This is a genomic window from Bacillus bruguierae, from assembly GCF_037104725.1.
Classification (GTDB): domain Bacteria; phylum Bacillota; class Bacilli; order Bacillales; family Bacillaceae_G; genus Bacillus_A; species Bacillus_A bruguierae.
The window spans coordinates 1-20033 of the sequence record NZ_JBAWSX010000006.1 but is presented as its reverse complement, the minus strand read 5'-3'; the positions used below and the strand labels follow the sequence as shown (position 1 = coordinate 20033).

Sequence of the window (20033 nt, the reverse complement as noted above, 5' to 3'; positions counted from 1 at the left end):
TTCCCTCCTATGTCAATTACTATCTCTATAAATATTTTAAAGTATATTAAAATTTCTGAAAAGAGGAAATATTACAATAGCATAGTAGGTATATAATATAAATTAATATTAGGAGGAAATGGAATGACCGCATATTCAACGAAAGAACAAGAAACGGTATTAGTATTCGACAACGTAGTAAAGGAATGGAGCGCATATTCTTGCGTTCCTAAACACATTGGTAAATTAGTAGATTTGGTCGGAGAGGAAAACGTTACATTTATTGAAAGTGATGACGATGGTAAACCATTAGCGGTGAAATGTACGTTACAGGAGAAGAACGTCAGTATGAAACGATTGCGCACATATAGCGAGGATCAGAAGCGTAAAATGGCGGAGAGAATGCGGGCGGTTAGGACTATAAACGTATAATTTAATGTATAATTAATACAATTTACCAGATATAGGAAAAGGGGAATACGATATGTTGAAATTACAAAGGAAATACAATGAAGCGAAGGTATTTACGAATAACGTTGAAGAAACAGCGGCAGGTCAAATTGTTACGAAAGTTACGTACAAGAAGAAAGTACGAATTATATGAATGACCAGATAACGATGATGAAGAGAACACGGCAATGTACGACTTAGATTACTATATCGTACTTTATGTGAACGCATCGAAGAAAGCCTGGAATATGAGCGAAGAGGACTATATGAAATACCCGGATTTCAGAGCGTTCGGCATTGCGGTAACGGATGAGATGCGTAACGAAGTGTTGGACAAGTTTGCTAGTGTTGTTGAGTCCGTTAAGAAGCAGCCACCAAGACTGAATGTAGAACGATGGATGTTCAACAACTTCAAAACAGCGTGTGCTCAGTCGTTAAGTGACGAAGAGTATGAGGAGATTCAAACGCAAGTCAATCGAGTAAAGCGTTCGAGTTTATCAGACGTAAAAAAAGCTCCGTATATTGGGACGAAAAAGCCTTCCGCACACTCGCTATCGACACGTCACTTGGTTGCCCAGCCAGGCATTTCGGTAATCGATGTGATAAACAGAATGCCTCTCTTAATCGACGTATCACACGTTAAAACGAAATCAACCGAACCGATAGCACTCCGCACTAAACATATCGAGTCATGGGCGCACTTGTTCATACGCAAGTACGCGCCTTACGATTTGATAGTTCGAGAGGGATTCGCTAGTAAAATACCACATACGAATTATACGGTGTTTAGTGCCTGGAATGCGGTGGATCGTGCATTAAATGATTTCGGATTGAAGGTCGATGATAGCATCGGACAAGCTTCCGTTAAAAAGAAACTACTCGGTAAGGGACGGGCGGAGAAGGAAGAGGTCGAGGCTGGCGTGAGGCGTTACGTTGAGTGGGGTGAGTTTAAGACGAGTGATGAAAGCGACGCGTGTGCGATAGGGCTAGCGTATTTACTCGATAAAGGGATTATTAAAGAATAAATATTCTAAATTATTTTTTAAAAATACCCACTATTGTGAAATGAACTGTTTAGCTATTTTAGTATTTTCGTTTAGTTCAATCCAGCTAATAGTTAGCTTAATAAAGAGTTTAAGGCCTTCTAGATTTTTATCATTGTGTTTTTGTTTGTAGTGTGTTTGATCATTACCAAGCCATGCAGCAGCCTTTGCAACATCTTTTATTGTTTGATTATCTATATAATCATCTATACATCGTGCAAGAGGAGTTTTTTCTATTATATCTTTCTTTTCAGGATAATTTTTTATAGCGAAATCCTTAATAAGAAATTCTAATGACTTTCTATATCCTGGACCAGAAATAGCTTTTAAATTCATTTGTTCTGCGTTTAAGGATTGATTATAAAAATCTATAAATTCAGGAGATATATCCTCGATTATATCACTGAAAATTTCTTCTGTTAGGCCTTTAGGCTCTATATATTGTAGTGTTGCCGGATTGATGTGACCCTTATTAATCCCATAAACGAACATATATTGACATATAAACGTGTCAAAGCAATTAGAACATAAATACGTAAACGAAAGCTTTAGGCTACCAGTGTTCTTATCTCTGAATATGGTGTTATTTAATTCTTCAGGTACTATTGCATGTTTGCATTTTGGGCATTTTCTAATATGTGTATCTAGCTCACAATTATAATAACTGTCACCATATTGAATTGTAATATTTTTATTAGACTTGTCGACTTTATCAATGTTCTTTTTCATAAATTTACCATCCTTCGAAAATATTATAAATCAAATCTATGTAATGAAACTATTAATATATTTAAAACACCTTAAAGGGAGGACGTACAATGAGCGACAAATTAAACGAACTATTCGAATTACAATCCGATTTAGATAATCGAATCATCTCTGAAAGAAACATCGACAAGTCACTCGATGAATGGGTTGTAGGTATCACGCTTGCAATGGAAAGTGAGATTGATGAAATTCGTCGAGAAGGGAATTGGAAGTGGTGGAAGAACGAAAAGGAAATCGATAAGGAAGCATTACAAGGTCAAGTAATTGATATGTGGCATTTCTTGATTAGTCTATCGCTTAAATGCGGTTTATCAGCGGAAGATATTTACCGTATCTACCTAGAGAAAAATCAAGAGAATCACGCAAGGCAGGACGGAACAGGTACGAAAGAAGGATATGCGCTCGAAGGACACTCGAATTTGATTTCGAGAAAGCCGAAATTAAATAAAACCCGTAGTTATACGGGCTTAGAGTTTATCTATAAACGTAATACATTCAACATTTCTAATAGGGATTGTACGATCATGGCTATCTTCTCCTTTTACAGTAAACATTTCAATTTCAGGATGGTAACCACTTATGTATCCCTCAGTACATTGTAATTTATCACCAACTAGATGTTCAACTCGGATTATAAAAGTGTTTTCAACACATAGGTCAAAGAAAGTGTAGTTTTCATTTGTTTTAAAATCATACTGTTTCATTTATATCACCTCAATAAATTTTACGCTTCTCTATTAATTTTTAGAACTATTAAACAAGGAGGTTCTTAGTATGACGGAAATTATTAAATACGAAAGTAAAGACGGAAATATCTACGAGGTTGACGGAAAGAGATATCATGAGTTAACGAAAGAACCAGCGGTTGGGGATACAGTGTTAATCGTAAACGCTTGGGGAGGTGGAGATGATTACGAAGAGGGTGAAGTTCATTCGCTTGTTGTGATTAAGAATCTTGACCCTAGCGACGTATGTGCTGTAATGTTCGTCGACCGAGAAGGTGGGGATAATTATTTACGATTAGACGAGTTTGTAATTGTCAAACCAATCGAAGAAACAACCGAGCAAGTTGACGAGCTTGAAGAATCAGAAATCGCTAAACTAGTACGTGAAGATATCATATTTCTTGACGAAAAGGTAAATGAATTAGCGGGGGCAAAACCATTGCCAAACATTACGATTAACATCGCAAACATCAACGTTATAGACATCGAATCTGCTAAATTAATCGTTGAATCATTTACGAAAGGGCGTGAGTAATTTGAAGATCCTCTACGAGGTAAGTACGGAAAAGGGGAATTCGCTCTTGTGTCAGACGATGATTACAGCGAAATGTCACAGTATAAATGGTATGTTACACAGGGTGGTTACGCATGGCGAGATTGGAATGAAAACGGAAAGAAAAAGAGTATCGGTATGCATCGTCAGATAATGAAACCTCCAAAAGATTTGGTAGTAGATCATATCAATGGAGACAAATTGGACAATAGAAAAGAAAACTTACGAATATGTACTCAAGGAGAAAACTCTCTAAACAAAATCCTCGGAAAAGATAATGCAAGTTGCTATAAAGGTGTGAGTTATATCAGGCGAGATAATAAATGGCAAGTCCATATTAGACTGGATGGTAAATCGTATTATTGTGGCGCGTTTGATAGGGTTGAAGAAGTCGCATGTGCCTATGATTATTATGCTGACAAACACTATGGGAATTTGCACGTCTTAATTTCCCTAATGAAGTACCCAGGGAGCCACGCAGACCTATAGTGAAGCGGAATAATAAGTCTGGATATAGAGGAGTAACTTGGGATGGTAGACGTAATTCATGGAGAGCAACCATTGTTAGAAATTATAAACAGAAACATATTGGTAATTTTGAGTCAGTAATAGATGCGGCTGAAGCATATAACAAGGCAGCGATAGAATTGTTTGGCGAAAAGGCAAAGCTAAATTTAATTAAGAGGGAGATGTCTGTATGATTAAGTTAGCACTTACAGGAAAAGCACGTTCAGGGAAATCCAAACTTGCTTGGTATGCGTATTTCATATATGGGTTTAAAGAGTTCGACTTTTCAGCGGTGTTAAAGGACGAGTTTCATCGACTGTTTCCGCATATCCCACGTAATCCCAAACCACGTGCCTACTATCAAAAGTTTGGTCAGTGGTTGCGAGAGATTGATCCGGATATTTGGGTGCGTAAGACTTTCTAATCTATTGAGCAGACGGAAGTAGGCAAGATGTTAGTAAATGGAGTAAGGCAGCCCAATGAGTATAAGCGTTTAAAGGACGAAGGTTTTATAATTATACGAGTAAACACATCGGATAACTTACATATTATTAGGGCGAGAGAAGCAGGCGATTCATTCATCGAAGCAGACCTAGAGCATGAAACGGAAAGTCATATCGATGGGTTTTCGGTAGATTACGAGGTAAGTAACGACGGAGAGTTACTGCATACGTACGATCAGTTCGATAAGATTATGCGGGAATTAGGAGTGCAGCCGGTTAGCAGTCGTGAGATTATGGCAGATGCTTTTGACGATTTGAAAGTTATTTGAAGGTTACCTTACCTAAGGCATTAGGTAAGGTAACTCGTTTGTTATTTTACTCGTGATACTAATTTTACGCTAAAGCTGTAGCTATAAATGTAGCTAATTCTATTGCATCCTCTAACGATAGAGACGGGTTACCTACTGGTGTATGAATAGTTAGTGTTAACTTATCTGCTGTATTTTGAATATTCTCTAAATCAATCGTACCTTCTACATCTGAAGTAATACTATAAATGGTATGTCTTCTACGGAATAAAGGATCACGTGCGGTTTCTCTAGCGCGCACTGTAATTTTGAAGTCAACTTCAGGGTAATGAACATCAAATCTGTCAACATGGACGAATCCTTCATTTCCTAACGCAAATCTTTTATACGTGTCCACAATTCTATCTGTGACTTGTCTTAACGTTTCATCATTTACTGGCATCTTTATCACTCCTGATTTTAATATTTTTAATGACGATGTTTATTTTAATCTAATCAATGATTGTTTATTCTCTTTTGAAAAACGAATAAATGGATTTTTTAAAGTTCCCATAAAATTTAAAAAATAAATTTTAATTTGGATCAATTTGATTATTAAAATGATGTAATTTTTTATTTAACAAAGCAATGGAGGAACTACGATAACAGAAACTAACGTAATCATTTACACAAAGAACACATGTCCAAACTGCGAACAAGTAAAATGGATACTAAACGCCGCAGGAGTAACTTATGAAACTCGGAATATCGATGAGGATAATACACATGCAGCCTGGATGGTGAATAAAGGATATATGAGTGCACCTGTAACCGTATTTCCTAGCGGTAAGGAATTAGTCGGATTTGATATGGGCGAGTTTGCGGCGGAATTAGGGCTTTAGGAGGTGATATAATGGATCGTTATTACTTACCGGAAATGAGTGTTTTTAATCGTTACGAATCAAGAGTACGTAATAGACTAATTACGGGGTATCATAGAAAACTAGCGTCTAAGCATCGTTATTTTGTACGTTATCAATTATCGAAAAAGCGCCCGTTCTATACTGACTTTGATTTGTCGGAAATCATTTCTGTTTTAGACGACGTCGAAATTATTAACTGTGACTGGACCGAAAAAGAATGGAATGTAACTCCTTGGAATTATTTCGTAACTAGCGGAAAGGTGTACGAAGGTTACATGGATATGAACACTATCCCATTTGCGCGAGGTTATAGTGGTGATGATGTAGGCAAACGAACTGATAACGGCTTTTACTTTAAATACTTCAACGGTAATAATTGTGCGTATTGGCGGGATAGAACTTCGGAAATACCGACATGGCATTTAAGATACGGTAATCAATACGTGAATTTACGTAATGATACTTTCTACGTTGGTATTTTCGGAAGTACAAAAGCAACTCAAAGCGCACCAACCGATTTAATATTACCGTTATTGAAGCAAATGAACGCAAAGAAATGAACGCAAAGAAATGGCGAGGATTTTACGACGACGAGATCGACCTTATATTAGAGCAGACATGGATTGAGCGGAGGTTGATATAGCGTGAAAGTTACGAATTTAGCGGAATATCAACCGAGGTTTATAGCGTTTTGCAAAGCGCACAACTTATCAGAAGGAAACAACTGGAAAACGCGGGGATACATGGCGTGGATTTCAAAGAAAGCAAATGGGTTTCGTAGATTACACGGACTAGATGGTTGGGATTCATTAGGTAAGTTAGAAGACAGACACGCATGGTTTACTGAATATTTACAAGGAAAAGGAGCGTGAGTAAATGGGCGTAAGCAAATACGATAACGAAGCGGCACACCGTCGTATTGAACAAGAATACGCATTGGACAATCCGAAGTCAATTGAATTACTACGGCATTTACTGTATATGCAAGAGCGCAGGTATAACGGCGATTATGCTGCAAGTGATGTACTAATGGATATGGAGACGGCCGTTGAAAACGCGGACTTGACGGATAGGCAGCGTCAAGTCTTGCGATTAGTATATTTCGAGGATATGAAGCAGCGGGACGTGGCGGTCTTGCTCGGCATAACGGCACCGACGGTTAATTTATATAAGTGTTTGTTAGCACAGAAGATTGTGGCAGTATTCGAGAGATGGGGCTGGGAAGATGAAGGTTATAAATTGATGGTAGTTAAAACGGCAGAGGAAAGAAAGGCGGTCGCTTAATGGAGGAACAAACGAAGTATACATTTGATATCAACGGAGATTACAAAACGCAGTTCGAAACGTACGTGCGAAAGAAATTAAATCGCTCACAGACGCTTATGTGGAAGCGGTGGGAGAACGTCCAGAACCGAAATAACTCGAAAAATTATCCGATTTGTTACTATACGAAGAGCTTTCGGACACACATCCCGACAAGATGTCGTTAGCAGAATATCCGATTATGAGCGAGCATCAATTAGTACGGAGGCATAGTAGTGAGGTATCGATGAAAGTTGCGGAGGAATATGGCTCTGATAGGCGTTGTTATAAACCGCCGATTCGGAGGAAGCGTACGAGGTGTGAGTTATGGAAAATCGATAGGGAAGCGAAGCCTAGGAACGAGGAGAGACGGAAGGTATATCGGGAGTTTACGAGGGTGCAGGCGGTTAGAAATTATTGTTTGAATGGGAGCTGATGAGGCTCTCTTTTTTGTTTTCTTCAAAAATGGTAAAATATTAATTGGAATGAATTTTTAAGAAAACTGACATGATATTCGAAATTTATGTAGTAAGTAATTTTGCATGGAGGGAATTAAATGGATGTTTTAAGAAAGTTAAAAATGGAAACAAAAGGGATACATGGATCTGTTAGAAAATACACTAGCGAACCGTATATTATTAATGCATTAGAAGAATTAATTAGAGCAGTAGAAGAAAAACAGCTAGAAGAAATTCTGTATTTATTAGAGTTAGTTGATGATTGGTATGGAAAGAATCAATCAGAAATACAATCAAATAGTTATGTATCTAATAAGCAGCATATTGATATAGAACAAAAAATAAAAAGTTACATTGTTGAATTAAAAGAGTATAAGGATGAGGTGGTTCAAGTAGAGTCTACTCAAGTGCCAGTTAGTGCAAAACATAGACTATTTATTAGTCATGCATCAGCAGATAAAAAAGTTTGTGATGCGTTTGTTAATTTATTAGAAGAATTAGGAGTTCCGGAAGAGGAGATTCTGTATTCTTCATCATCGAGACACGGGATTCCTGGTGATATGGATATTTTCGAATACCTAAAAAGTAATATATCGAACGGTATAACAGTTTATTACATGTTATCAGATAACTATTATCAAAGCGCTTACTGTTTAAATGAGATGGGTGCGGCTTGGGTGACTCAGAACGATTCCTCCACTTTTATACTGCCGAACTTTACAGTTGGTATAAAGGGTGTTATCGATAGTAATAGAAAAGCCTATAAACTATCTGATCCTGTGGAATTAATTCAACTTAAGAATAAGATCCTTAAGGAATTTGGTGGGAAAATATCTGAGGGGAAATGGGAAACAGTTAAAAGTGAATTTTTAGAGGCTATAAAAGGGTAATTACGAATTTAGTATTTTATTACTAATTTTCCCCTTATTAGTTATCTATATGTAATAGTGAAACGAAAGTGACGGGTAAGCAATTATGACCGTCCACCCTTCGTATTTATAATTGATAGGGAAGCGAAGTCTAGGAATGAAGAGAGACAGAAGAAGTATCGAGAGTTTATGAGGCGCAGGCGGTTAGAAATTACGTCTTAACAAACGAAGGAGACCGCTAATATTAGCGGTCTTTTTTATTTATATTTCTTAATATCCAGCAGTGAAGTCAATCTTCTGAATGCTGTACTGTATGTCACATTTCCTTGTTCTATATATATATATCAAATTTTTGAAATAGGTATGTTTCAATCTCAGCTACGTCTAATGATTCAATATTATAAGAAATAACATCCATCTCTTTTGACTCTTTGTACGATTGCTCTAATATTTCTGCTAAAGAATCAAATTTTATCTTATGGTAACGAGAGATTACTTCGATAGAGTCTTGTATATCACCAAATTTTTTGACTCTTGAACGTATTTTTTCCTTTTCGCTCGTATTTAAAGAAGTCTGATTAAGTTCAACATCTTTTAAAAACTTAAATAAAGGGATTCTAGCATTCGATCCCTGGGTAGTAGCTACAAACTTTAAAGCTATATCCGTATGTATTTTTCCACCACCATAAAAAAATTCTTCCATATATGTTGGTAAATCAGGTAATTTAAAGATTAAAGTTGAATCGCCTAAAGCAACAACTAAATTTTCGTCATTAATTCTTTCTCCTAGTTCGTCAATTTGTTGTGGAGAAATTAGAGCGGATTTTAGACTTCCTTTTTTACCTCTATCGACTATTAGTTCTCTAATTAGACTTTGGAACTTTCTTACTTCAGAAGGATAGACCCCTTGATTTATACTAAGTAATTCCTTATAAATTGAGGCATAGTTGTCGGTTTCAATAATTGTATACGTACACTCTAAACCATTTTCAGTTGTTTTATACTCTATTAGGTTATTTTCTCCTTCTTTACGATTAACAAGGATGATTCTATCTTTCATAATTTCTTTTTCGCTGGCAGATAATGAGTTTGAAAAATCTTTTATAATATTTCTTATATTTCTATCGGTCAAAGAATAGCCTAAAAATATGATTGGAGAGTTTAGTAAAAGTGAAATTATTTTTGCGCTAATAAGTACAGAATTGTTATCAAATTGTTTATAATCTTCTTCAGAAATAATTATAGATTCTGGATCTGTTACACACCCATGTATTTTAAAAATCTCTCCCCAATCCGTTGTTTGCTTAAATAAACCTTTTTGTCCAATAAAAATCTGAGGATTTAAAGCTTCATCTCCTTCTACAAATATATCTTCAATCAATTTATCATAGTTAGTTGTTAATATTATTTGTGATTTATTTAATACCTCTCTAAATAAATCAAGTTCTTCCTGCATTTCAGGCTTTATTTCATACTCAGAAAATCTATTAGATAAAGCTTGTTTAAAAGGAGATATTTTAGTAAAGTATGCATCTCTTGCAGAAAAACCATCAATAGTTATCTCAGAGTTGAAGAATTTTTTTGTATATTTTTCTTCAATAAGCGTACTTATAGCGATGTTAGTATCATACTCTAAGTCACATTCATCTTCATAATTATTTCGTTGTTTTAAATCATAGTTTATTTTATTTAAAGTTTCGAAAAAACCTTCTTCAGGTTCAACAATATCCCAAAACTCCTCTAATAAATCAAGCCAACTAGGATAATTTTGGAGGTAACGTTTTGATATACCCGATCCGATAAATATCATAGGATATTCATTGGATTCTGCAAGCTTATATAGACAGGAAATTTCAGCTATTTTTACCACTCCCTTTACTATACTAAGTATACTAGATTTTACATCCCTATAAAACAGATAATTTTTATATTAAAAGATGAGATTTATTAATAAATTGAGGTGGAAAAGTCACTACTACTAAATTCTAAATTGCTCACAGACGCTTATAGGAAAGCGTTGTAAAATTCAATCGGTAGAAGGAGGATAATTAGTAGTACTAAAAAAGAATCTTTTTAGTATGTTGAAGTGGAAATATACTTACGGTAAATTTTTTTGTATTATGTAATAAAATGGATTTTAGGATGTGTTTAAAGTTAATAAAAGGGGTGAATAACATGGAATTTTACAGAAGAAAATGGATTACTATTAGAGTTATTTTAGTAAGGATGTTTGTTGAATTCTTAATGTTAGCCGTGGTTGCTTTTATTGTGTACAAAATTATTAAAGAAATATATAGTATAAATTTAGTTTCATTAATACAGTCTATTTTAAAACCAATCCCTTCAGGGATTTTAATTTCTATTATATTTTTAATAATAACTAGGGTTTTTTACAAGCGTTATAAATTTATTGAATTTCTAGACTTTTTGCATGAGACTAAAAGAGAATATGAAAATCTACAAGCTCATATTGAATGGTATATTGTATATGTAAATAGTGAAATTGATTTATTAAAATTAAAAGCTGATATATTAAAGTCCTTTTCTCCAATCCCAATTATCATTTTATTTATTGGAAGTATATTTGAAAAAGATGCAGTTATGGATTTAAACTTATATAGCATAATGGTTTTAATTGTAGTGTTATCCTATTTTGGGTGGTTAATTAGTGTCTATAACAAATTTGTTATTGTTAGAAGAAAACTTGCATACTATGAGCAAGAAATAATTCAAATAAAAAATAAAGACTTTTTTAATACAAAGATTTAAAAAGAAATTTAATTAAAAAGATAGAACAGCATGAATCATGCTTATCAAACAGGGGAAAATAGCACCAGTGAAAAAGTTGTACAAGGTTAGTTTGTTTCTGCGAGTGGATGTCTAAGAAAAGCGTAAGGAACTCGAAAGCATTATGAGAGAAGTACCAGCCGTATAATGCAGCGAAGGAAGACGAGTAGAGCCGCCAGAGATGGCGGCTATTTTTACTTAGTATGAGGTTAATGTTCAGGAAAAATTCTTCTGCATGCCATCCGAGCTAATGGAGCAGAATCTGCAACCATAACACCAGCAACTACAGTACTTAATGCTACTCCGGCAGCACCTCCTACTACATAATAAGTTCCTACTGCTTTTATAGTATCTGAAACAGCGTTACAGCAGTCGGTATAGTTACCATTCTCCTCTTCTTTTTCATCAAATGCTTGTGCAGATAGTTGTGCAATATCATGGATTGCCGCTACATCTACATCATCTTTTCCAACAGAAAAATTGAATAAATCCCTAATCTGATCATTAAATCCATGAAAATGTTCGTCAATGCGTGGATTTACAAAAGGATTAACCTTGTTAGTTGCAACTAGATAAGATATAACCGTAGGTAGTAATTCTTCGTTGTCTCCTATTTCTTTGAACATATCTACAACTGATGTTCCATATCCAATTTTCAAGACACGTTCTACTTCTGACATTGTAGAATCAGGTAACCATGGAACTTTTGGGAATACTTTTGGAATTTTTAGGCCATCACAAGTATCTAAAAATTCACATGCTCGACGGTGAAAAATATTAGACATTAAAAAACCTCCTTTAAACGATTTCATTTTAGTATTCCTTAGTAATTAAATGATCTAAGTGTAAGTTTTAGGTAAATTAATTACATTCTATACTCGAGGAGGAGACGATAATATGGTAGGTAGTTATGCAATCGAAATTAAAGACGTTATAGACAATAAAACATATTTACTTTGCGAAGAAGATAGTAACAAAGTATTAACGTTCACTACATACGAAGATGCAGACGGTTACAATTACGAATTTGAAGATACATTATCTGACTGGCTTACAAGTCGCGTCGTTAAAACAAGTGAATATTTTAACATAGTTTAAGTGAGTAGGGCAGACGCCTTGCTCGCTTTTTTATTTACTTTAATTTAACGGAGATTTTAATTTAATGAAGTTTACAGAGCGAGAACGACATTTAACTAAGATGCTATTACTAATGGATAAATCATGTAACAAGCTTTCAGACAAGTTAACTAACTTATTTGGCGGTGATTCATACGTATCTATCGAGTTAGTAAAAGATGATTTTATCTTTGACGCATTAGAGATAGGGACGTCTGATGCAGCAGTAAATATCGTAATGGATTACAGCAACGGGAAATCAACATTAGGGCAAGCTGTCGATGAAATCGAGGAATTACTAACACAGTTCGAAGAAAGGGACGTGATTTAGTCATGAGTAAACAAAAAGAATTCTTCTACTGCTATTCACCAGTATTACACGTATTTCTTAAAGAGCGTAATCAACGTTATACATGTACGGGACTTAACGAAAATACATTACGTAAATTTTGGCAGTACCCACGAACGGAAGAATTAGACGATCTATTAACGCAATGGCAAGTGAATAAGCCTAAGTAATTTAATTTTACGTTTACTTTAAGTTGAATACCTATAAGTGGAGGACGATAAGTATGTCGAATAAATTTTCACATTTAGCTACCGAAGCTACCCAACGAAAAGAGTACGCAATGTCACCAGGTAATGGATTAACAGGTAACGCACCGATTCCCCACGACTTATGGCGTCGGATTATTCCTATCGTAAGGGAGTATGATAAAGCAAACGTATCTATTGCGCAGCTATATTCGTACTTATTAGCGTATGTAAACGGGAATAAGGAGAATAATCGTTATATGAGTGCATTTCCTTCGGTTGATAAAATAGCCGAAGAAACAGGCATTGGACGCAATAGAATTGCGAAGTTATCAAACGTATTGGTAGCCGGCGGTTTAATTAAGACAGCGTATGACTATATGACTAATAAGCGAGATGAATTATACTTTTCGATGTATTACTCGTCGCTAACGGAGGATGAGATTAGACGGAATTTAGACGAGTTATATTGTTAATCACTCTACAGTGACGGTAATAATAACAAACGTAATAATAATGAACTTAATAATAACAAACAAAAGATTAAACGGCTAAAAGAATAAAAATTTAAAAGATATTCGGTAAGTATTCACTAACGTTCATACTTACCGGTAATCCTTTTCTATCGAAAATAATTACTATATTATATATTATCGGTAAAGTACTTATATAAAAGATACTCCGCTAAATAGTAATAAAGATAAAAAGAAAAAACATAGCTGTATTGGTGGGACGGCGATATACCGTTTTATCTAAAGAGGAATCTTCTATATAAAGTAGAATTATAGCTTTATCTATTTTTATAGGAGGTAGTTTAAATGGCGGAGAAGTTAGTTATCGATTTCGAAACGGTTGCTAGTCCGAAAAAGAAGAGTTGGGTAGAGCAGTACGAAGAGAGAATCAACAAATTAAGATCGGAAATAGCGCTTCAGAACCATATATAAGACAAACTCAAAGCGATTATATACCACTGTGAGCAACAAGATAATGAAGAAGTAAAAGCATTCGCTAATAGTATCGTGAAGAAAATAGAACCATTAGTTAAAACGAAATAGTACTATCCGACGTCTCTTTTTGTAGAGGCGTTTTTATTTTATGAACTGTTATTCGGAAGTCGTTATTATTCGATAAGATAATTGTCTATATAAATAGGAAGAAACTTGGTAAGCATTACGTTATATGTATACGGGTTACTTCCGTTTTAGTGTGAGTATTCGGTAGAGCGGACGCTTATTTAACAGCCGATGCCTTCACGACAGACATGCCTCGAAAACTTCAACCCTCGCTTATGAATATCGTATACATTTACGAATTATACAGGCGATGTATAAACTGTATTAAATCAACGTTTGTTAACTATGCATAAACGATATAAATCATATGCAGTAATCGAAAAGTGTTCAAACGTTGATATGACGCTGTTTATTCGCTATTGTAACCTTCGTTATTACTTCGTATAACTTAACTAGCGATGAATAAAATACTGTATAAAAAGCGGGCGATACCGAGTCGAAAAAATGCCGGGGGCGGTCTGTTCGGCAGCTTGGTTTCCGGACGCAGAAAACATAGACGCAACAAAAATTTTACCTCAGGCTTGAAATATGAAATCGCCAGTATATTCATTGCATTTCCTATGTTATAAATTCCTTCTATGTATTACTACCATTCCGCACATAAACCGCTGAATTACTAGATAATTCTCTAGGGAAATAGCGTAAAAATGGACGTTAGCCCTTCCAAAGTAAACGATTTGAATTTCTATACGAGATCTACGTGGGACAAGTCGTATGTAGCCGGTACAGTCGATGATGGATTCGGATTTACTATCGACGCAAAGGTGAACGTTGATGGATATCCGAAGTATAAAGTACACAATTCGAAAGGACATACGTTCTATATTACGGCTAGTGATGCGTATGTAGACGTGAGATAAGTAAGCGTAAAAAGACCGCCTATTACTGGGCGGTCTTTTTACTAAGTATTTTTAATGCTTGTTTTAACGTTTCAACTGTTTGTTCAAGCCATTTCAATGGTGTTATTTCTAATCCTTCAAAATATATTCCATCTGCAGAATACCGTATGTACTCATTTTTTTCTTTATCACAATAATTACTTTGAATAAATTCAGTTAGAAAAATAATAGCATCTTCTAAATACTCTTTCGGTGCCTCTTCTAGTAATTCTTGGAGTGCTTCTTCATAGAAAGTATCTTGGTAAAATGTTGCTGCTAAGAACTGATAAACCGGATCTTCTGTATTTTTTTTGAATACCATATATTTCTTCCCTCCTATTAGTCAACTGGATAACCGTAGTGCAAAGTACACAATTCGAAAGGGCGTACGTATTACATTATGGCTAGTGACGCATATGTAAGTGTGAAGTAATAACAAGGTCGACTCATGTCGTATTGAGTCGGCCTTAATAAATACTTTGCATTATTTGAAATCGCGGTTTTGTAAGTAATTTTCATACTCTTCTAACCATACTAATATCAAGTTCTTTAATTCAATTGTTTCAATTTCGCAAGTATTCTATTCTTCTTCATAATAACGATGAACAATTTTAGTATAATTTGCTTGTATTTTCAAATCGTAGCTATTTCCACCTATTTCAATATGGTCAACTTCGCCATTTAATACTCTATTAAGATATTGTAGACTATGCTCACTATGGATATCGTCTTCTAAAAAATCCGAAACTAAAGAAATTTCTTTTGGAAGTTCAATTCTTAAGATATTTAAAGGACATATATAAATTTTATATTCATATTTCATAAACTAACTTCACCTCTTCTATCAATCAATAAATTGGAAATGCTGATATAATCCTACCAGTTGATTTATCAAGAAACATTTCGATTTGCATTCCGTTTGCCGCTTTACCGGTATATGTATTTCTAGTTCCTTTTACAAATTGAGCGTTTAAATTATAGTCGGTGAATAATACCGGCTATTTTTATTAGGGGCAGCGGGATCTTCGTTCGCTAGGCGTCTGAAAAATCCGCGCAAAATTTAAAACTTAGGGTCAAGAGTAATGATTTGAGAAGAAAAAAGACCGACTCTATGAAAAAAGTCGGTCTTTTTTTATATTTTTCGATTTTCCGCAACCCATATTAAGATTAATTCTTTTAGCTCAAAAGTTTCAATCATGCATGAATTGTTTTCATCTTCTATATAGCGATGAGTAATTTTTGTATAATCCCGCTGTATTTCTAAGTCGCAACTATTACCACCTAACTCTATAATATCAAGTTCCTTATTTAAAACTTTATCTATGCGGGATATCCAGAAAAGGCCGTCCCCATTTTGAATATCATTCTCTAAAACTTCTCCTACTAAGGATATTTTTTCGGAAAGCTTAATCATTAGGGTATTGAATGGCCCTTTAAAAAATTCGTATGTATATTTCATAAAGTAAAATTCATCCTTTCATCTATCGACGTATTGGAAAAGCAGAAATAATACGACCATTAGAGTCAATAAACATCGAAATTTTCATGCCGCTCGATGTTACGCCAATATATTTATTACGTCTTCCTGAATACGTTTTATTATTATAGGCCTCTTTAACTGCCTGTAAAACTTCTACTCTACTCCATTCCTCTGGAAAAAATGTTGATTCAAGATCTTTTGGAATTCCATCCACTTCAACTTCTGCTTTATATACTCCATGTCTATCTTTTGGTTCAGTAATGGATCGAATCTTTCCTTTTGCCATCATACTTTCGTGGTGATATCCGCCAGCTTCTCCTCTATAATTTATATTTCCATGAAAAATATGTTCAACGGTACCATTATTTTTATAAATAGAATTTGGATGAGACTTATATTTATCGAAGAATAAAAAAGTATCCTTCGCTTCATTAAACATAGGATTATCGAAAGACCTTAGATTAAGTCCACTAGTATCAGCAAAAGCAAGTCGATTTTCTATACTTAAGTTATCAACCCAATTTGTAACAGTTTGTTGTATACGTGGTACTTTGACGTCCTTTACTTCTGCATATCTGGCTCCTTTTAACACTGTTGCAATTTTACCAATACCTTTATCAAAAAGTGCACCTGTTGCGAATTGTGTTGCGCCATAACTGAACCATATTACAGCATCTTCAAAATCACCATTTTTTACATTCTTAATATACGAATCTGAAAGGACATTGTACATGGTTCTAAGGGTATAAAAAGGGTGCGATGCAGCATACGCCATATCTTCCCACGTTTCCTTGTCTCCCAATGCTTTAAAATCTTCTATTGCGTCTCCAATAGCTCGTCCAGAACCGATTTGCCATCCTTCTTTAAATTGATCTAATGCAGTCTTGTCATTCTTCATGAAATCAGATTGACCAAAATCTTCAACTCCTTGACTGGAAAACCATTCTGCTTCACGCTTTGCTATAATTTCTTGAATAGGGGCTGCCCAATCCATATTCAACCCTTGCGTACTAAATGTTCCTGATGCGAGGCTAAAACCTTTCCCGCTTTGAACTTCCGCAAGACCTCGCGCAATGCTGGAAGCTAATTGGATTGCTGTATCATAATTACTACTAGAATTATAATCAAATTGATACAGATGTTCCAACTTTTCGTGTAGTTTTCGTTCCATCTCATCGAAAATATTTACCATAGCTTGCATAGATGGAAGGACATTACTAATTCCTTCCATGGATGCTTTTGTTCGGTTAATTCCTCGCATTTGTTCTTTTATTTCTTCTTCGATGACATCTGTTGTAGCTACTTGTGATTGAAAATTGTTTGGAAAGGCATCATTTTGACGAATTAACTCTTCACACAAGTAAATGATTCCTTGTGCTAAAGGACGAAAAGTTTGCATAAAGAATGCTTTTGCGCTGTCATAAGTTTGTCCTTGCAAAATAGTATCGCCTACAAAAGCGTCAATCGAATTGATGACTTGTTCCATACCTTGAATCGTTGCAGTACACATAGCATTCATACTTTGTGTTTGAGATTGTACTTCTCCTAAATACATGTTTAGGCTCATGACCTCACCTCCAGTGTTAATTTTTGGCGCTGATGGTGAATGTCATTTTCTAGATTGCTTAGGTTTTGTTTTTCCTTTAGCAACGTTTCTTTTTGGTCTTCCAATTCGTAGGTAAGCTTTCGCTCAATTTGCCCTGCATCTTGACGTAAATTATGAAAGAATTGTCCTAGTTCTCTATCATTATGCCAAGTTTCTAATATACGGTCAAACAAGCGATAGCTTTGACCTTTCCATTGATAAAAATCTGCTTCTGCTTGTTCTTGTCTTTGAATAGAACGTTGATTTTGATATTGGTCCTCAGATAAAATTCTTAATTTATAATTTAGTTGATCCATTTGTTTTTGGATATCTTGATTCATTTTTTCACTCCTACTTCTCCATGTTTGTGTAGGTTGTTATATTACTTGAAAATTCTTTGAAGTTCGTTATCCATACGCTCAAATTCCTGGGCTACAGAATGAATGTTATTAACCGCTTGTTGAAAGGCGCTATAAAATTGTTTCGTTAATTCCAATGCTTGTTGATTCACTTCTTGTGCTTTGGAGTTAATGGATAACGTTGTACGTGACGATTTTGTGATCGATCTATTTGTGGCACTTTGAATGGTATCAGCAGCGGTACCCATTTGTGTCGCGATTTGCTGTGCCGTTTGAAAATTACTTTGAAATTGTCCCATTACTTGAATCCTTTCTATACTTAATAAACCATGAAAATTATACCATATTAGTATAAATTTTTATATTGATATAATTAGAGAAACTTTATTCTAAAGATGTTTTTTAAGTCCGAAAGTCAATTCAAGTATAAAAATAGTTTTTCATAATCCTTTAACATTAATGGGAAATTTCGCTTCGGCATGATAAAAACCGAAAGACCGCAAAGTCAAGGGCAAAAGCGAAGTTAAACGAAAAAATAACGCCGCTGGCTAAACGAGGTTGAGGACGACAGTGACTTCCGCTAACTATACGGAGTGGAAGTACGGTAGAGGTAAACGGTAGGTGACTATAGGTGACGATGGAAGTGAAAAAAATGTTAAAATATAGATATTATATAAAAATTAACATAACTAATTTGTGGTTGGAGGGAACTATGAATTTACAAGAAGAAATGCTGATCATACAACTTGAAAGTATCACACCGTTACAATTACTGAAAGAAATGGCAGGAGGGGTAAAACCTACAACTACTGACCTGAAAATTGTCGAAGATGTAATATTGAATCAAAAACTACCTATAGGTGTAGTGAATGTGTTGATTTATTATGTTTTGCTTCGAAATGATATGAAGTTATCGAAATCATTCGTCGAAAAGATCGCTGGGCATTGGTCACGAAAAAAGATTACTAGTGTTCGTGAAGCTATGGCACTTGCGAAAGAGGAACATCGTCAATATCAAGAATGGGCAGGCCGGAAGAATGCTAATTCTCAACCAACTCCTGTTGAAAAGGCTAGACATACAGCAATTGAGTAAGTAATTCTTCAGGATATTTCAGATGAAGAGTTAGGGAAATTTGTTCGGTCATTATTTGAGGGGAATAAGTAAATGCTAATGATATGTTGAAACGCAAACCGGTAGTGGTAAAATGCTAGGTGGAATGGTGGCAAGGTAAATGTCGATACTAACGTCAATTCTAAGCGGAGATATAGAGAGGATACATTGATAAATTGGAGGAGGACAGACAGATAGGGTTAACGATAAGTGGGCGACAGTTAACGTGGAATATCGTGAGTGTAATCAGAAAAAATAACCTAACTAAAGTGGCTCCTAGTGACCAAAATAAAAAGCGTAGGAAAGCCCTACGCCTAAAGGAATGGAAGCTATTTAAATACATGTATTGCACTGTTTAACATTTAGATTTATAACGTAATAAACGAGTCACCTCGGCGGTCACTTTTAGGTCACTAAATCGATATTTTAAAGCCTGAAAAACCTATAAAATCAAGGATTTCGTACATGATGCCTATACAGGGCAAACACGTGATGTGAAAACATTATCCGGCGGCGAAAAATTTAACGCATCGCTTTGCCTAGCACTCGGTATGGCCGATATCATCCAATCATATGAAGGCGGTATTTCAATTGAAACAATGTTCATTGACGAAGGCTTCGGTTCATTAGATGAAGAATCATTAACGAAAGCGGTAGATGCTTTAATTGACCTTCAAAAATCAGGCCGTTTCATTGGGGTAATCTCGCACGTACAAGAACTGAAGAGTGCAATGCCAGCAGTGCTGGAAGTAATGAAGAAGAAAGATGGATGTAGTAAGACGAGGTTTGTGGTGAAATAGATA

At 35.1% G+C, this 20033-nt stretch carries 28 protein-coding genes and 5 pseudogenes; 23 read left to right on the top strand and 10 right to left on the bottom strand.

Going from position 1 to position 20033, the window contains the following annotated elements; all coding sequences use genetic code 11:
- Window positions 1-123 precede the first annotated feature (123 nt).
- The 3 genes and pseudogenes from WAZ07_RS11880 to WAZ07_RS11875 all read left to right on the top strand — a co-directional run bounded on the left by WAZ07_RS11880 (window position 124) and on the right by WAZ07_RS11875 (window position 1454).
- Entirely contained in the window at window positions 124-411 is a 288-nt protein-coding gene (locus tag WAZ07_RS11880) for a hypothetical protein (protein WP_336472628.1), read from the top strand.
- 52 nt (window positions 412-463) lie between these two features.
- Window positions 464-544, top strand: a pseudogene (locus WAZ07_RS26400) (RtcB family protein); the annotation flags it as partial.
- Window positions 545-617: 73 nt separating this feature from the next.
- Window positions 618-1454 carry a crossover junction endodeoxyribonuclease RuvC gene (locus WAZ07_RS11875; protein WP_336472627.1) on the top strand — a complete coding sequence of 279 codons (837 nt, stop codon included), beginning with the start codon at window positions 618-620 and terminating at the stop codon, window positions 1452-1454.
- 30 nt (window positions 1455-1484) lie between these two features.
- Here the strand turns inward: WAZ07_RS11875 and WAZ07_RS11870 are convergent, their stop codons facing one another.
- On the bottom strand, window positions 1485-2201 hold the full coding sequence (locus WAZ07_RS11870) for a hypothetical protein (protein WP_336472626.1): 717 nt from the start codon (window positions 2199-2201) through the stop codon (window positions 1485-1487).
- An 89-nt stretch (window positions 2202-2290) separates the two neighbouring features.
- Here WAZ07_RS11870 and WAZ07_RS11865 point away from each other — a divergent pair, with 89 nt between their 5' ends.
- The 5 genes and pseudogenes from WAZ07_RS11865 (at window position 2291) to WAZ07_RS26245 (ending at window position 4797) form a co-directional block, all read left to right on the top strand.
- Window positions 2291-2842, top strand: coding sequence for a dUTPase (locus WAZ07_RS11865; RefSeq protein WP_336472625.1), 552 nt, complete (start codon window positions 2291-2293; stop codon window positions 2840-2842).
- Between the two features lie 172 nt (window positions 2843-3014).
- Window positions 3015-3500, top strand: a complete 486-nt coding sequence (locus WAZ07_RS11860; protein ID WP_336472624.1) for a hypothetical protein — start codon at window positions 3015-3017, stop codon at window positions 3498-3500.
- 48 nt (window positions 3501-3548) lie between these two features.
- On the top strand, window positions 3549-4007 hold the full coding sequence (locus tag WAZ07_RS11855; protein ID WP_336472623.1) for an HNH endonuclease: 459 nt from the start codon (window positions 3549-3551) through the stop codon (window positions 4005-4007).
- Complete coding sequence (locus WAZ07_RS26250) at window positions 4007-4219, top strand: AP2 domain-containing protein (protein WP_413788885.1); 213 nt, start codon at window positions 4007-4009, stop codon at window positions 4217-4219. The genes WAZ07_RS11855 and WAZ07_RS26250 overlap by 1 nt, the downstream gene beginning before the upstream one ends.
- Window positions 4216-4797: pseudogene (locus WAZ07_RS26245) on the top strand (hypothetical protein). Before WAZ07_RS26250 ends, WAZ07_RS26245 begins: the two are co-directional and overlap by 4 nt.
- Before the next feature lie 64 nt (window positions 4798-4861).
- Here WAZ07_RS26245 and WAZ07_RS11840 read toward each other — a convergent pair.
- Complete coding sequence (locus WAZ07_RS11840; RefSeq protein ID WP_336472620.1) at window positions 4862-5218, bottom strand: hypothetical protein; 357 nt, start codon at window positions 5216-5218, stop codon at window positions 4862-4864.
- A gap of 199 nt (window positions 5219-5417) precedes the next feature.
- Between WAZ07_RS11840 and WAZ07_RS11835 the strand changes: the two genes are divergently transcribed.
- The 6 genes from WAZ07_RS11835 to WAZ07_RS11810 all read left to right on the top strand — a co-directional run bounded on the left by WAZ07_RS11835 (window position 5418) and on the right by WAZ07_RS11810 (window position 8328).
- Window positions 5418-5657 (top strand): glutaredoxin family protein, encoded by a 240-nt coding sequence (locus WAZ07_RS11835; RefSeq protein WP_336472801.1) that lies wholly within the window; start codon window positions 5418-5420, stop codon window positions 5655-5657.
- A gap of 11 nt (window positions 5658-5668) precedes the next feature.
- Window positions 5669-6238, top strand: a complete 570-nt coding sequence (locus tag WAZ07_RS11830; protein WP_336472619.1) for a hypothetical protein — start codon at window positions 5669-5671, stop codon at window positions 6236-6238.
- 84 nt (window positions 6239-6322) lie between these two features.
- Entirely contained in the window at window positions 6323-6550 is a 228-nt protein-coding gene (locus WAZ07_RS11825; protein WP_336472618.1) for a hypothetical protein, read from the top strand.
- Window positions 6551-6554: 4 nt separating this feature from the next.
- A complete protein-coding gene (locus WAZ07_RS11820; RefSeq protein WP_336472617.1) occupies window positions 6555-6962 on the top strand; it encodes an RNA polymerase sigma factor in 408 nt (135 codons plus the stop codon).
- Window positions 6962-7168: a hypothetical protein gene (locus WAZ07_RS11815; RefSeq protein ID WP_336472616.1), complete on the top strand. Its 207-nt coding sequence runs from the start codon at window positions 6962-6964 to the stop codon at window positions 7166-7168. Before WAZ07_RS11820 ends, WAZ07_RS11815 begins: the two co-directional genes overlap by 1 nt.
- A gap of 368 nt (window positions 7169-7536) precedes the next feature.
- Entirely contained in the window at window positions 7537-8328 is a 792-nt protein-coding gene (locus WAZ07_RS11810) for a toll/interleukin-1 receptor domain-containing protein (RefSeq protein WP_336472615.1), read from the top strand.
- A gap of 310 nt (window positions 8329-8638) precedes the next feature.
- Here the strand turns inward: WAZ07_RS11810 and WAZ07_RS11805 are convergent, their stop codons facing one another.
- Complete coding sequence (locus tag WAZ07_RS11805; protein ID WP_336472614.1) at window positions 8639-10177, bottom strand: SIR2 family protein; 1539 nt, start codon at window positions 10175-10177, stop codon at window positions 8639-8641.
- 305 nt (window positions 10178-10482) lie between these two features.
- On the opposite strand from WAZ07_RS11805, the gene WAZ07_RS11800 reads away from it, so the two are divergent.
- Window positions 10483-11076, top strand: a complete 594-nt coding sequence (locus WAZ07_RS11800; RefSeq protein WP_336472613.1) for a hypothetical protein — start codon at window positions 10483-10485, stop codon at window positions 11074-11076.
- 227 nt (window positions 11077-11303) lie between these two features.
- Here the strand turns inward: WAZ07_RS11800 and WAZ07_RS11795 are convergent, their stop codons facing one another.
- A complete protein-coding gene (locus WAZ07_RS11795) occupies window positions 11304-11879 on the bottom strand; it encodes a hypothetical protein (protein WP_336472612.1) in 576 nt (191 codons plus the stop codon).
- 112 nt (window positions 11880-11991) lie between these two features.
- Here WAZ07_RS11795 and WAZ07_RS11790 point away from each other — a divergent pair, with 112 nt between their 5' ends.
- The 6 genes and pseudogenes from WAZ07_RS11790 to WAZ07_RS11765 all read left to right on the top strand — a co-directional run.
- Window positions 11992-12192 (top strand): hypothetical protein, encoded by a 201-nt coding sequence (locus tag WAZ07_RS11790; protein WP_336472611.1) that lies wholly within the window; start codon window positions 11992-11994, stop codon window positions 12190-12192.
- A 64-nt stretch (window positions 12193-12256) separates the two neighbouring features.
- On the top strand, window positions 12257-12541 hold the full coding sequence (locus WAZ07_RS11785; protein ID WP_336472610.1) for a hypothetical protein: 285 nt from the start codon (window positions 12257-12259) through the stop codon (window positions 12539-12541).
- Between the two features lie 2 nt (window positions 12542-12543).
- Window positions 12544-12729, top strand: coding sequence for a hypothetical protein (locus WAZ07_RS11780; RefSeq protein WP_336472609.1), 186 nt, complete (start codon window positions 12544-12546; stop codon window positions 12727-12729).
- A 53-nt stretch (window positions 12730-12782) separates the two neighbouring features.
- Window positions 12783-13220 (top strand): helix-turn-helix domain-containing protein, encoded by a 438-nt coding sequence (locus WAZ07_RS11775; protein ID WP_336472608.1) that lies wholly within the window; start codon window positions 12783-12785, stop codon window positions 13218-13220.
- Window positions 13221-13562: 342 nt separating this feature from the next.
- Window positions 13563-13688, top strand: coding sequence for a hypothetical protein (locus tag WAZ07_RS11770; RefSeq protein ID WP_336472607.1), 126 nt, complete (start codon window positions 13563-13565; stop codon window positions 13686-13688).
- 791 nt (window positions 13689-14479) lie between these two features.
- Window positions 14480-14677: pseudogene (locus tag WAZ07_RS11765) on the top strand (N-acetylmuramoyl-L-alanine amidase); the annotation flags it as partial.
- A gap of 22 nt (window positions 14678-14699) precedes the next feature.
- Here the strand turns inward: WAZ07_RS11765 and WAZ07_RS11760 are convergent.
- The 6 genes from WAZ07_RS11760 to WAZ07_RS11735 form a co-directional block, all read right to left on the bottom strand.
- Window positions 14700-15017: a hypothetical protein gene (locus WAZ07_RS11760; RefSeq protein WP_336472606.1), complete on the bottom strand. Its 318-nt coding sequence runs from the start codon at window positions 15015-15017 to the stop codon at window positions 14700-14702.
- Window positions 15018-15275: 258 nt separating this feature from the next.
- Window positions 15276-15518, bottom strand: a complete 243-nt coding sequence (locus WAZ07_RS11755) for a hypothetical protein (protein WP_336472605.1) — start codon at window positions 15516-15518, stop codon at window positions 15276-15278.
- A gap of 309 nt (window positions 15519-15827) precedes the next feature.
- Entirely contained in the window at window positions 15828-16154 is a 327-nt protein-coding gene (locus tag WAZ07_RS11750) for a hypothetical protein (protein WP_336472604.1), read from the bottom strand.
- Window positions 16155-16176: 22 nt separating this feature from the next.
- A complete protein-coding gene (locus tag WAZ07_RS11745) occupies window positions 16177-17742 on the bottom strand; it encodes an EndoU domain-containing protein (RefSeq protein WP_336472603.1) in 1566 nt (521 codons plus the stop codon).
- Window positions 17739-18101: a DUF3958 family protein gene (locus WAZ07_RS11740; protein WP_336472602.1), complete on the bottom strand. Its 363-nt coding sequence runs from the start codon at window positions 18099-18101 to the stop codon at window positions 17739-17741. The genes WAZ07_RS11745 and WAZ07_RS11740 overlap by 4 nt, the downstream gene beginning before the upstream one ends.
- A gap of 41 nt (window positions 18102-18142) precedes the next feature.
- Complete coding sequence (locus WAZ07_RS11735; RefSeq protein WP_336472601.1) at window positions 18143-18418, bottom strand: TIGR04197 family type VII secretion effector; 276 nt, start codon at window positions 18416-18418, stop codon at window positions 18143-18145.
- A gap of 422 nt (window positions 18419-18840) precedes the next feature.
- On the opposite strand from WAZ07_RS11735, the pseudogene WAZ07_RS11730 reads away from it, so the two are divergent.
- Window positions 18841-19155 (top strand): annotated as a pseudogene (locus WAZ07_RS11730) (DnaD domain protein); the annotation flags it as partial.
- Window positions 19156-19691: 536 nt separating this feature from the next.
- Window positions 19692-20030: pseudogene (locus WAZ07_RS11725) on the top strand (SbcC/MukB-like Walker B domain-containing protein); the annotation flags it as partial.
- Between the last annotated feature and the right edge of the window lie 3 nt (window positions 20031-20033).

Bases quoted from the DNA above. Each gene is read 5' to 3' on its own strand.
- WAZ07_RS11880 (WP_336472628.1), top strand. From the start codon at position 124: ATGACCGCATATTCAACGAAAGAACAAGAAACGGTATTAGTATTCGAC.
- WAZ07_RS11875 (WP_336472627.1), top strand. From the start codon at position 618: ATGTACGACTTAGATTACTATATCGTACTTTATGTGAACGCATCGAAG.
- WAZ07_RS11870 (WP_336472626.1), bottom strand. From the start codon at position 2,201: ATGAAAAAGAACATTGATAAAGTCGACAAGTCTAATAAAAATATTACA.
- WAZ07_RS11865 (WP_336472625.1), top strand. From the start codon at position 2,291: ATGAGCGACAAATTAAACGAACTATTCGAATTACAATCCGATTTAGAT.
- WAZ07_RS11860 (WP_336472624.1), top strand. From the start codon at position 3,015: ATGACGGAAATTATTAAATACGAAAGTAAAGACGGAAATATCTACGAG.
- WAZ07_RS11840 (WP_336472620.1), bottom strand. From the start codon at position 5,218: ATGCCAGTAAATGATGAAACGTTAAGACAAGTCACAGATAGAATTGTG.
- WAZ07_RS11830 (WP_336472619.1), top strand. From the start codon at position 5,669: ATGGATCGTTATTACTTACCGGAAATGAGTGTTTTTAATCGTTACGAA.
- WAZ07_RS11820 (WP_336472617.1), top strand. From the start codon at position 6,555: ATGGGCGTAAGCAAATACGATAACGAAGCGGCACACCGTCGTATTGAA.
- WAZ07_RS11815 (WP_336472616.1), top strand. From the start codon at position 6,962: ATGGAGGAACAAACGAAGTATACATTTGATATCAACGGAGATTACAAA.
- WAZ07_RS11810 (WP_336472615.1), top strand. From the start codon at position 7,537: ATGGATGTTTTAAGAAAGTTAAAAATGGAAACAAAAGGGATACATGGA.
- WAZ07_RS11800 (WP_336472613.1), top strand. From the start codon at position 10,483: ATGGAATTTTACAGAAGAAAATGGATTACTATTAGAGTTATTTTAGTA.
- WAZ07_RS11795 (WP_336472612.1), bottom strand. From the start codon at position 11,879: ATGTCTAATATTTTTCACCGTCGAGCATGTGAATTTTTAGATACTTGT.
- WAZ07_RS11790 (WP_336472611.1), top strand. From the start codon at position 11,992: ATGGTAGGTAGTTATGCAATCGAAATTAAAGACGTTATAGACAATAAA.
- WAZ07_RS11785 (WP_336472610.1), top strand. From the start codon at position 12,257: ATGAAGTTTACAGAGCGAGAACGACATTTAACTAAGATGCTATTACTA.
- WAZ07_RS11780 (WP_336472609.1), top strand. From the start codon at position 12,544: ATGAGTAAACAAAAAGAATTCTTCTACTGCTATTCACCAGTATTACAC.
- WAZ07_RS11775 (WP_336472608.1), top strand. From the start codon at position 12,783: ATGTCGAATAAATTTTCACATTTAGCTACCGAAGCTACCCAACGAAAA.
- WAZ07_RS11770 (WP_336472607.1), top strand. From the start codon at position 13,563: ATGGCGGAGAAGTTAGTTATCGATTTCGAAACGGTTGCTAGTCCGAAA.
- WAZ07_RS11760 (WP_336472606.1), bottom strand. From the start codon at position 15,017: ATGGTATTCAAAAAAAATACAGAAGATCCGGTTTATCAGTTCTTAGCA.
- WAZ07_RS11755 (WP_336472605.1), bottom strand. From the start codon at position 15,518: ATGAAATATGAATATAAAATTTATATATGTCCTTTAAATATCTTAAGA.
- WAZ07_RS11750 (WP_336472604.1), bottom strand. From the start codon at position 16,154: ATGAAATATACATACGAATTTTTTAAAGGGCCATTCAATACCCTAATG.
- WAZ07_RS11745 (WP_336472603.1), bottom strand. From the start codon at position 17,742: ATGAGCCTAAACATGTATTTAGGAGAAGTACAATCTCAAACACAAAGT.
- WAZ07_RS11740 (WP_336472602.1), bottom strand. From the start codon at position 18,101: ATGAATCAAGATATCCAAAAACAAATGGATCAACTAAATTATAAATTA.
- WAZ07_RS11735 (WP_336472601.1), bottom strand. From the start codon at position 18,418: ATGGGACAATTTCAAAGTAATTTTCAAACGGCACAGCAAATCGCGACA.